The following is a 12878-nucleotide window of genomic DNA, read 5'->3' as shown; positions in this document are numbered from 1 at the left end:
CTTCTGGATTTGTAAAAATAATCGTAAAAAAAGTAAAAAAAATTACAAAAACATAATACATAGTGTGAAATAATGAAAGCGCATTCATTCAAGGGAGGTGTTTATGCTTTCATCAAGAAATACATAAAGGATGTTCAAACTATGATTAGAGGAGGTAAGGATAACGGATGGTTATAAAAAGGAACATAGAAAAAATGGTTGGTCTCTTTGTCATAACTATATTAGTTGTAGGACTTGGTTCTCTTCTTAGTGCTCCACAATCTCAAGCAGAAGAGATAACAAAAACAGTTACGATTGATGGTGATGATGTCGATCCATACAATCGTTTTAAAGGGTTTGGGACTGTTTCCGGGAACAATACATCTCGATTATTATTAGATTACAAGGAAGAACATCCAGATAAATACTGGGAAATTATGAATCAGTTATTTAATAAAGAAACAGGCGCCGGCTTAGCTCACGTAAAAGTAGAATTAGGTGGCGATATTAATTCGTCCTCTGGAGCAGAACCTGCGACAATGAGATATTCGGACGAGCCAGCAAATGTTCTACGAGGAGCAGGATTCCAGTTTGCCGCTGATGCTAAATCGATAAACGAGGATATTACCACTGAAATTTTACGTTGGGGTGAGCCGCGGTGGTCGTGGGAAGGCGCAGAAAATGGTGATTACGAGAATCGTTACCAGTGGTATAAACAAACGATTGATGCTGTCTATGAGGAGTATGGATTTAAGTTGGATTATGTCGGTATTTCCCAAAATGAACGAGCAATAAACGGCAATAATCGAATTGAAGTCGATTGGCTCAAATATTTCACCTCAAAGATTAAAGAAGAGCCTAATTATGAAGAAGACTATAAAGATATTAAATTAGTTGCCGCTGATGGTTATCGAGACACATCTTCGATCAGTCAAGTACTTCTTGATGATGCGGAATTAAGAGATGAAATTGATGTTATAAGCGGTCATTATGATTTAAATGGTTCCAATGAGCTGACACAATTGCAAGACCAATTGATTAATGAGGGCAAAGAACCTAAAGAAGTTTGGGTGTCAGAAGGGGTCTCACCTATGATCAATGCTCGCTATCGTGAAAACATGCAGCCTCATTATAAGGGGATTGGTGGAGAAGTCGGAGTTGCCGATGTTATATCAAGGATCATTTCTATTTACTCCTGGACTGGTGAAACAGAGAACCCATTACAGGCAGTGTCCTTCGATTTCCAACCTTCTGTCGCAGCATTTTATCAAGGTGCACAATATAATCCAAAGCATCTTATTAGTGCTTTCGATCCGTGGTCTGGATTTTACGAAGCTGATGCAGGTATACAAGGTGTTCGCCATGTCATGAACTTTGTTGGTTATGACGATCACACGACGAAGAAAAATGAGCGCTGGATGTATGTGAATAGTGCGACATATAGTGATGGCGTCGAAGGAGATGGCGGTGTCCGTGTTGATACAAGTACGCACAATTATATGACATTGAAAGACCCAGAAACCGACGATTATACAAGTGTGTTTACCAACAATACAGCAGATACCAGAGTATATACCATTAATACTGAAAATTTAAATGGTAAAGAGAACGCAGAAGTACATGTTTGGGAAACACGTGGATCTGATCAAGGACAAGATTATGATGAAAATTGGTTTAAAAACATTCAAACCATTACTCCAGAGGATGGAAGTTATCAGCTGGAAGTGAAACCATATTCCGTTGTAACGATTTCTACATTGGATCGCAAATCAGAAATGGCAGGGTTTGAGTATCAGTCTAATCCTGTCAATCTATCGGAAGATACAATCATGTCTCTTCCATATGAAGATGATTTTGAATATGACGAATATGCTGTAGACGACAAAGGAAGAGATTACGTAGAACGTCGTGGAGGAACCCCACGCTATACAACCGATCAAATTGGTGCTTTTGAAGTAGTCACAGAAGCCACTCAACCATTAGAAAGTGACAGTTTTGAAAGAGTAGAGCGAGACATTCCAAATGCAGCTGAACATGGAAATATGCTGCAACAAAAAATCAACACAGATATCATTGGTGCAGATTGGTCTGTGTGGGGTGGGGAAGATGGATCAGAAGCAGGGGTTAATCCTAATACAAATATTGGGGATTTCCGTTGGGTTAATTACAAAGTATCTTATGATTTCTTATTAGACACAAATACAAACCAAGTCGAGGATCGAGAAAATTATGCCTTAATAGGACTCCGTCAAGTAAAAGCAGAATGGTCGGACTCACAAGCTCCATATAATGCCCGCGTTTACAAAGATGGTAGCTATCAAATTCTCAAATTAGGAAATGTTGTGGAGCAGGGAGAAATAGATAATTTTGATAATACGGTTTGGCATAACCTAGCCTTTGAAGCAAAAGAAAATATATTTACCCTTTATGTTGATGGTGAGGAAATTGCTTCCTATACGGATGAAGCAAAGACCGTAATGGCTGGTCGGGTAACATTAGGCTCAGGTTATTATGAAACACTTATCGATAATTTACGGATTGAGCCAATCGAAGGTTACCCATACCAATCTTTAAAATTCGATAATGCTCAAGGTCAAAAATATGATACAGAAGAGGCGGCACTAAGCAACAATGACCCCTGGAATCCTATTGGGTATATAGGAGATTGGGATTTCTTACAAGCGGGTTATGCCCATTTTAATCGGACACAGATGAGGACTACTACCGATTTCCCTGTTTGGAATGGGGTAACGGTTGAACATACAGACACGACAACAGAACAAGGAGCTTTAAACAAAGTATTCTATTCTGGTGACTGGGGTTCCAATAGTGGTAATGCTTGGAGCAATGATGGTGATTCATTTGAAATTACCTTTGAAGGTAATGAAATAAGACTTTTTGGTGAAACCAATCCGTCTAACGGGACCGCAGATATTTATTTGGATGGTGAACTAGTAGGGGAAGCGAGTTACTTAAATAATAGTTCCGTTGTCCAAATGGTATGGTCTGCAGAAGATCTGGAACAAGGGGAACATACACTGAAAGTAGTAGCGAAAGAGAGTTACACAAGTTTTGTTCGAGCAGAGATAGAGACAGATGAACCGATGGAATTTGAAGCTACTACAACAATAGCACCAAATGATTTTACTGCTATTGCAGATGATTCAGAAATAGATGACCAAGAAAATACCGTTTATGCCTATCGCGAAAATGGTAATGTATGGGGTGCAAATAGCACGAATGCGTGGGCAAATTTCAATGATAATCCGTATATTTTAATCCATTTTACTGGAACAGGAATCGATTATCTTGCAGGGACAGGTAATGAAACCACGTACCATTTTGAATTGGATGGTGAAAGTGTTGGAAACTTTGATGTTGCAGAGGACGGTGTACGATATTCGATAAGAGACCTCGAAGAAAAACGACATACATTAAAAGTTTCACTGGGTGATAATGAAATAAAAGAACAGTATATGGATTATAGAGGTGTAACGATTTATAGCACACCAGAAGAAAGTGATAATTCAATTATTTTTGATTTTGAAGGTAGTGGATTTAATTTATTTGGCGCTACTCCAGATGCTTTAATCGATATATATATTGATGATCAATTAGTCGATCAAGATTATCGCGTATATTCGAAAGGTGATAGACAAACATCCTATAGCATTCGTGGTCTTGAAAAGACGAACCATACGGCAAAAATAGTAATAAAAGGTGGAAGCTATATATTGGATGGTATAGATATCATTACAGATAGTAGTTCTTCAGATGATGACCCAGATAATTCTGACGGAGATACGGATGTAGATCAGTTAACTGCACATTATGACATGAGTTATGCAGATGGAAAGTTAACGGATGTAACAGAAAATGGATTTGATGCACCTTTAGTTGGATTTGAGCAAGAAGATTTTTTGGAAGAAGCGGATTTCACTACACTGAACTTTACAGGTGACGACTCTCAATATGTGAAATTACCAACTGGATTAATTGATGACGAGACCTTTACAATTGAAACAACCTTCCATACTGATACCGGCGCCAATCATTGGCTTTATAGTATTGGAACAATAGAAGGTAATTGGCCAAATGTAAACAACTATATTTTCTTAAATCCAAATCAAGCGAATGGAACTGTGAGATTTGGAATTAAAAATGCAGAAACAGAGTTATTATTTCAGAATGCCAGTATTAATGCAGGGGAATATAACACCTTTACTGCGACTTTTGCAGAAGGAAGTATATCGCTTTATCTCAATGGTCTACCAGTAGGTTCGCTTGAACATGATTATTCTGTTCAGGAAATACTGGAAGCAGGAGTAGAAGAAGAGGCTGATTTTATTGGCTATATTGGCAAATCTTTGTACAATCCTGATCCTGCTTTTATTGGAAAATTGAGAGATTTTAAAGTATATAATTATGCATTATCTTCAGAAGAAATAACAGGTGTTACCGATCAAGAGATTGTTGAACTTGCGAAATCTCAATTAGTATTACCTGAAGATGTGAGCGAAGATATCTTGCTTCCAAATCAAGTAGATGTTGATGGATTAAAAGCAAATGTTACTTGGGAATCGAGTAATCCAGAGTTAATCTCCAATGATGGTGCGGTTAAACTCCCATCTTATGAAGAGGGAGATCAAGAGGTAGTATTGACGGCGACTATTTCAAAAGGGGAAAGTTCCGATACGAAAGAAATTAAGATCACAGTCAAAAGTATGTCTCCTGATAACGATCTTATCAGAGAAGCTTTGGAAGCTTTAAAAGTTCCGAATATAAATGATGTCCGTGGTCATTTGACTCTGCCAACTGAAGGTGAAAATGGAACAAGTATCAGTTGGAGCTCTGAAGATTCTGATGTTGTTACCACAACTGGTGAGGTGACACGTCCTAACTATGGAGAAGGGGACATAGATATTACACTAACTGCAACCGTATCACTAAATGACCAAGAAATGACGAAAAAATTTGTAGCAAAAGTAAAAGAAATGCCAGAAGAAAAAGATTATAAGGGCTACCTATTTAGCTATTTTACAGGTGAAGGTACAGCAAATGGTGAGCAAATTTACTTTGCACTTAGTGAAGGAAATGATCCACTTCATTGGCAGCAACTTAACGATGGGGAGCCGGCAATCACCTCCAAATTGGGAGAACAAGGCCTAAGAGACCCGTTTATTATTCGCTCTCCTGAAGGCGATAAATTTTATATGATTGCCACTGACTTAAAAATTCATGGAAATGGTGATTGGGGACGCGCTCAAACATCGGGAAGTAAATCGATCATGGTTTGGGAGTCAACCGATTTAGTAAATTGGTCGGAACAAAGGTTAGTTGAAGTCGCACCAACAGAAGCGGGTAATACATGGGCTCCAGAAATTTTTTACGATAAAACAATCGGTGAATATGTGATCTTTTGGGCTTCGAAATTGTATGACAGTGAAGAAGACAGAAATTCAGGAGACAGCTATCAACGTATGATGTACACTACAACAAGAGATTTCCACACGTTTAGTGAGCCTGAGGTTTATCTGGATTATGGTTACTCGATCATTGATACAACAATGGTGGAACATGATGGGAAAATCTACAGATTCACTAAAGATGAGCGAGGTTTTAACGAAGATAGTGCTCCAAATGGGAAATTTATTTTCCAAGAGGTTGGAGACTCCGTGTTGGACCCTGAGTTCGAAATGATAACAGAAGGTATTGGAAAAGGAACGATTAGTCAAGGAGAAGGACCAGCGATCTTTAAATCAAATACAGAAGAGAAATGGTATTTGTTTATCGATGAATTCGGTGGCCGAGGATATGTACCTTTTGAAACAACTGATTTAGATTCTGGTGAATGGACATTATCCGAAGACTATGATTTACCAAGCAGCCCACGTCATGGAACAGTGTTAGCAGTTACGCAAGAAGAATATGATGCATTACTTGCGAATGTTCCAACAGAAATAGAAGATAGCATCGACGTCCCTGTTGCGGGTATTACTGTTGATCAGGATACAGTTGAGTTAAAAATCGATGAAGAAACAACGATCAATGCAACGATCGAACCTGAAGATGCTGAAAATCAAGATGTTTGGTTTAGCAGTAATAAGGAAGAGGTTGTTACAGTTTCACAAGATGGATTGGTTAAAGCAGTAGGTGAAGGGAAAGCTGTAGTATCAGTGACTACTGCAGATGGTGGATTCACAGCAACTGTTGAAGTAACGGTAATCGATGAGTCTGATAATGAGACTCCAGAAGAAGATCAGGAATTTGAACTTGGGAAAAGCCAAGAAGTAAAAGCTGGGATTAACTATATCATTAGTGGAACAAGTGCCCAAATAAAGATGCCTGCTGATTTACCAGAAGGTACTACATTATTGGTTGAAACGAAAGAGGTAGACGACACCAGTGCACAAGATATAACTTCTGCTGGTGCAGCTTTTACCTTCATATTTGATTACCCAGAAGGAGCAGAAGAACCAGCGAAGAACTTTATCTTAGTGTTAGGATACGAAACAGGCGCGGATGCTGATAAATTAGCCATCTATTATTACAATGAAGAAACAAATGAGTGGGAGCACCGCGGTGGAGAGGTCGATGAAACAAATCAAGGGATTCGTCTTGAGGTGCCACACTTTTCAACTTATGGCGTTTTTGCTGAGGTAGAAGAAGAGGATCCTAATGAAGAGAAACCGTCAGACCCGAATCAACCTCCGACAAATGGTGAACCTGAATCACCAAACGAAGAGGAACAACCAAATGATGAAGAAGGAAGTACAACGGATGACGAAAACGGATCAAATGAAGATGATACAGACAATGAGACTAAGACACCAGCAAACGACAATAATAATCAAGGAGATCAAAAAGCATCTGATAAACAATTACCAGATACCGCGACAAATATAGCAAACTATCTGTTAATCAGTTTCATTTTCTTAATCATTGGTGCAGCATTGTTTATGAGAGTTAGAAAAAGCAGTAAATAATAGTTAATTTTACAGTAGAAAACTCTACTGTAAAAGCTTCACGGGATAATACCTTTGCTAGACGGGATAACTCTGATGCTTCACGGGAAACATCCTTTTCTTAACGGGATATCAAGGCTTATCCAGTCAAGAAGGAAACATATCCCGTGAAGCTGACCAGTTATCCCGTTTAGATCACTACATTTCCCGTGCAGTTAATTTTTTTGAAAAAAAGTGATAATGTACTATTCTTATGCAATTCTATCGTAAAAAAACGTACAAAATTTTAAAAATATTACATTTCAATTTAGTAGATTGCTAATCATAATTAAGAGTATACAACCAGAAAAGAAAGCGTTTACAAATAAACGTGGATAAGGAGGAACTTTTTTACTACTAATCGCAATGAAACAAATTTTTATGGGAGGTAAATAATGTTGGGTAAAAAATATCTTGCTCTTTTTATGATTTTTCTTATATTTCTGTCACTTTTTCCTGTACCGGCAACTGTGAAAGCAAATAATCATTCAGCAACTGAACTAATTGCGCATTATGATATGACAAATTTAGAAAATCAACTGATCGATAAGACGAATAATGGAAATGATGCAACTATTGTTGGGTTTGAAAGTGAAGATTTTAAAGAGGAAGACAATCGTTCAATACTTGATTTCACCGGAGATAAAGACAAATATATAGAACTTCCACAAGGTTTAATAATTGACGAAACTTTTACAATTGAAACAACTTTTAGTACGAGCACTGCAGCAAACCATTGGTTATATACGATAGGAACGATTGAAGCAGAATGGCCTAATGTTAACAATTATATTTTTCTAAATCCAAAACAAGGGAATGATTCGATACGTTTTGGGATTAAGGATGCGGAGGATGAATTATTATTCCAAGATGGATCCATTACGTCTGGAGAATATCAAACCGTGACGGCCACCTTTGAAGATGAGTTGATTACCATCTATATTAACGGAGAGCTAGCAGGAGAATTGCCGCACACCTATTCGGTGCAAGAGATTCTAGAAAATGGTGTGGAATCTGGTTCAGATATTATTGGTTACATTGGGAAATCATTATATACTCCTGATCCCGCATTCACAGGAAAATTAGCTGATTTTAAAGTGTATAATGATACATTAACAGCAGATGAAGTAAAACATATTTATTTATCATCTACAGATCAATTAATTGCACATTATGATATGTCGCAAGAGGAAGGCAATTTATTAGATGTAACAAATAATGGAAATGATGCGCCTATTGTAGGTTTCGATCAGTCAGATTTCACAGAAGAAAATGATAACGCGATTCTAAACTTCACGGGTGATAAATCGGAGTATGTCAAATTGCCAAAAGGATTAGTTACTGATGAGACATTTACGGTTGAAACGACTTTTAGCACAAGTACAGCGGCCAATCATTGGTTATATACGCTAGGAACAATGGAAGCGGAATGGCCAAATGTTAATAATTATGTTTTTTTCAATCCGAAGCAGGGAAATGACACGGTACGATTTGGAATAAAAGATGCGGAATCTGAAGAGTTGTTTCAGGAAGCATCCATCGAATCTGGAGAATATCAAACGGTGACCGCTACCTTTGAAGACGAATTGATTACCATCTATATCAATGGAGAGGAAGTAGGTAATCTTCCACATACTTTCTCTGTCATGGATATACTTGCAAATGGTGTGGATGCCGAAACAGATTTTATTGGTTATATTGGTAAATCACTATATACCCCAGCTCCAGCCTTCACAGGGAAATTAGCGGATTTTAAAGTGTATAACTATACCTTAACAGCAGAGGAAATTAAAGAAATGGCAGGATTAACGGATCAAGAAATTGTTGACAAAGCAAAAAACGAGCTGGTTATTCCGAATGCCTCAGATATTAGAGGTAATATTACGCTCCCTAGTTCTAGTACAGAAGGCGCTTCTATTACATGGGAAACAGACAATTCAGATGTAATTAGTGTTACAGAAGAGATCAACGAGGGGTATGATAATATCCCGCCAGGTGTCGTAACACGTCAATCAACAGATACTTTCGTTACCTTGACGGCTACTATTTCTTATGGTGAAATTGTCGAGACTAAAGAGCTAGAGGTAACAGTTAAAGCAGCAACAGAAATAGATGATTATCAAGCCTATCTGATGACACACTTCACTGGTGAACATGATATTGGTGAACAGATCTATTTCGCTAATAGTGAGGATGGTTTCAATTGGGAAGATCTTAATGATGGTGATCCCGTGTTAACTTCAGACATTGGAGAAAAAGGAGTAAGGGATCCATATATTATTCGTTCACCAGAGGGTGATAGATTTTATTTAAATGCTACAGATCTACGAATTGCTAGTGGAAAAGGATGGGGGCAAGCCTCGACAAATGGTAGTAAATCGTTAATTATTTGGGAATCATCAGATCTAGTGAATTGGTCAGAAGAACGTATCGTAGAAGTTGCACCATCAAATGCCGGTAATGCCTGGGCACCTGAAGCAGTATATGATGAAGCAACAGGAGAATATATTGTATTTTGGGCTTCTACAACGCGGAATGAAAATGGTGAATACAGTGAAGCAGATATTTATTATGCAAAAACGAGAGATTTTTATTCTTTTACTGAACCAGAAGTCTATATTGATCGGCCTGGTGACCAACATATTATCGATACTACAATTATTAAAGATCATGACATGTATTATCGATATTCTGCTGATGGTCAAATTACGATCGAAGAAAGTCAACAAATTTTAGGAGATTGGTCGGCAGTAGGCAACCTGGAACCATTAGGATTAACGAACGATGATGTGGAAGGACCTTTAATTTTTAAAATGAATGATGAGGATAAATGGAATTTAATGGTCGATCAATATGCAACAGGGCAAGGATATCTGCCACTTTTAACAACAGATTTATCTAGTGGAGATTTTACAAGGGTGGATTCTGCTGACTATTCGTTAGGGTCTAACCGTAAACGACATGGTTCGGTTTTACCTATTACAATGGAAGAATATCAAGCAATTCAAGAAAAATGGAATCAAGAATCGGAAATACCTGATGAAGATGAACAGCAAGCACCTGTTTTATCGTATTCTTTTGAGGAGTCAATGACTGAAGACGTTATTCAAGACAATTCAGGTAATGAACGAAATGGAACACTACATGGAAATGCAACATATCAACATGATCAAGAAAAAGATTCCCAAGTTTTATATTTAGATGGAACAGACAACACTTTTGCAGAATTTCCTACAGGATTTTTCGACGGTAGAGATACGGTTACAATTTCAATGGATATTAAACCAGAAACAGTAACAGGTAATTTCTTCACATTTGCGATAGGAAAAGACAATCAACGTTACATGTTTTTAAGAACAAGAGATACGGAAATACGTAATGCGATCACTTCCAATAGTTGGTCAAATGAGCAAGAAGTAAAAGCGAATACAGCTTCTGTAAAAGATAATTGGATGACAGTTGATTTAGTCATTACACCGACTAGTATGAAGATGTATAAAGATGGTATATTATTGGCAGAAAACAATAATATTACGGTCTCGATGTCCGACTTGGGTAATGATTTATTCGCTTATTTAGGTAAGTCATTTTATCCTGATGATCCGTATTTTAGAGGTGCTTTTGATAATGTAGAGGTTTATAATCGTGCATTAAGTACTGATGAAATTCTTGATAAATCACTTTCATCTACAGGTATTGCTGCTTTTCAATTACCAGGTCAGCAAGGTGTAACAGAGATCGATGCAGTGAATCACCAGATAACCGTACCTTTTAAAGGTAAGGAGATTGATTTGAGTAATGTAACACCAGAAATTGTAATAGCATCAGATGCTGAGATAAGTCCAGCTACTGACCAAGCACAAGACTTTACGAACCCGATTACGTATACGGTTACCGATAAAGATGGTAATAAACAAGAATGGACAGTATCGGTTGAAATCTATCCATCTGCTACGCTGCCTGGATTGTATGCTGATCCACAAATATTTGTACATGATGATACTTTCTATTTGTATCCAACAACAGATGGGTTTGAAGGGTGGTCTGGTACACAATTTAAAGCATTTTCTTCGAAAGACCTCATCAATTGGGAAGATCATGGAGTTATTCTTGATCTTGCGACAGATGATGTAGAGTGGGCAACAGGAAATGCATGGGCCCCAGGTTTTGCAGAAAAAGACGGAAAATTCTATCATTATTTCTCTGCAAATCAGCAAATAGGTGTCGCTAGTTCGTCCTCACCTAAAGAAGGGTTTGAAGATGCGCTTGGAGAACCCCTTATTCCAAGAGACGAATATTCGGGTCAAGCGATCGACCCTTATGTTTTTACCGATGATGACGGGAAATCGTATTTTTATTGGGGGAATGGCTCGCTTTGGGGTGCGGCATTGAATGAAGATATGATTTCACTTGCAGAAGAACCAGTGAACATGACGCCTGATAATTTCAGGGAAGGTGTTGTAGTATTTAAACGTGATGGTAAGTACTATTTAATGTGGTCAGAGAATGATACAAGAGATGAGAATTATCAAGTAGCCTATGCAATAGGGGAAACACCAATGGGACCATGGACGAAACAAGATGTGATTTTAAGTAAAGATTTAGCTCAAGGAATTAAGGCAACAGGCCATCATTCTGTGCTGAATATACCTGATACGGATGATTATTATATTGTCTATCATAGGTTTTCCATTCCAGATGGCAACGGATTTAATCGAGAAGTAATGATCGATAAAATGGAATTCAATCAAGACGGTACAATAAAAGAAGTTGTACCTACATTAGAGGGGATAACAGAACCCGTGTATATTGATAAAGAAGGTACTGAACCAGATGAGGATGACGAAACACCTGAAGAGGACTTAGAGCTAGACTTTCATGAAAAACAAGAGGTTACAGCAGCTACAACTTATATCATTTCAGGATCAAATGCTCAGATTACAACGCCGTCAGACTTGCCTAAAGGAACAACGATCATCGTTGAACCCATGGATATAGAAGGAACCAATTATGAAGGTTTAAAAATAGCAGGAGAGGCATTTAACATTACGGTAGAGTATCCGGAAGGTGCCGATGAACCAGCAAGTGATTTTATTCTTAGTTTGGGATATCAAGCAGATGCAAATCCAGATAAGATTGGAATTTACTATTATAATGAAGAATCAAATGTATGGGAGCAGCGTGGTGGCGAGGTTGATTCAGAAAACCAAACAATCCAGCTTGCTGTTTCACACTTCTCCAGTTATGGTGTTTTTTCTAAAATAGAAGAAGATGATACAACAGATCCAGATAATAACGGAAATGATGGAAATGGTAGTAATGGCTCAAATGATGATAATGATCAAGATTCAGATGATGATAACAATAACTCAAACCATAAGGATGACACAGATGACAATAATGAAATACCTAGTGGAAATCAACACACAAATGGAAAAGAAGGTGAAAAACAGGCAGGTGATGAACTACCGAATACAGCGACATCTATTTATAACTACTTCTTGATAAGTCTAATCCTCTTGGCATTAGGAATCGCTTTATTGGTAAGTAGAAGGCTGAAGAGATAATTGAATAAAAGACTAAAATTTTATGTATAATTGGAAGATACTGCGCAATAACTGACGTGGTAATTTTGACAGTTATTATGAGCGTATCAACCGCTACGGCTTGCCCACTTCGCTTTCCGAGGGGCATGCTCTTCAGCTAACTTTGAAAAGAAAAACACTTGTCAAAGTGGATCTTCAGATCATGCTAATCCCTCAGGAGTCGAAGTGGACGCCTGCGCTAATTTGATATTATACAACGCTAGCATGAGGTTGCATTATGATATTACTTTCATGTGAAAAATTCGTTTATTGGAGTAACAGGCTCAAAATGTTAACTGTCACAATAGTT

At 37.8% G+C, this 12878-nt stretch carries 2 protein-coding genes; both read left to right on the top strand.

Going from position 1 to position 12878, the window contains the following annotated elements; genetic code table 11:
- Positions 1–167: 167 nt before the first annotated feature.
- Positions 168–6965 carry an immunoglobulin-like domain-containing protein gene (locus BUC25_RS19580; RefSeq protein ID WP_084543461.1) on the top strand — a complete coding sequence of 2266 codons (6798 nt, stop codon included), beginning with the start codon at positions 168–170 and terminating at the stop codon, positions 6963–6965.
- Between the two features lie 413 nt (positions 6966–7378).
- The gene (locus BUC25_RS12385) at positions 7379–12550 is read left to right on the top strand and encodes a family 43 glycosylhydrolase (RefSeq protein WP_073202193.1); all 5172 of its coding nucleotides are present in this window, start codon (positions 7379–7381) and stop codon (positions 12548–12550) included.
- Positions 12551–12878: the final 328 nt, after the last annotated feature.

Origin of the sequence: Gracilibacillus kekensis, assembly GCF_900143085.1 — a bacterium.
GTDB classification, from domain to species: Bacteria; Bacillota; Bacilli; order Bacillales; family Amphibacillaceae; genus Gracilibacillus; species Gracilibacillus kekensis.
Note: the sequence above shows the minus strand (reverse complement) of the source record. Positions and strands in the feature narration are given on the sequence as shown.

Coding starts and splice junctions, on each gene's coding strand:
- BUC25_RS19580 (WP_084543461.1), top strand. CDS start 168: ATGGTTATAAAAAGGAACATAGAAAAAATGGTTGGTCTCTTTGTCATA.
- BUC25_RS12385 (WP_073202193.1), top strand. CDS start 7,379: ATGTTGGGTAAAAAATATCTTGCTCTTTTTATGATTTTTCTTATATTT.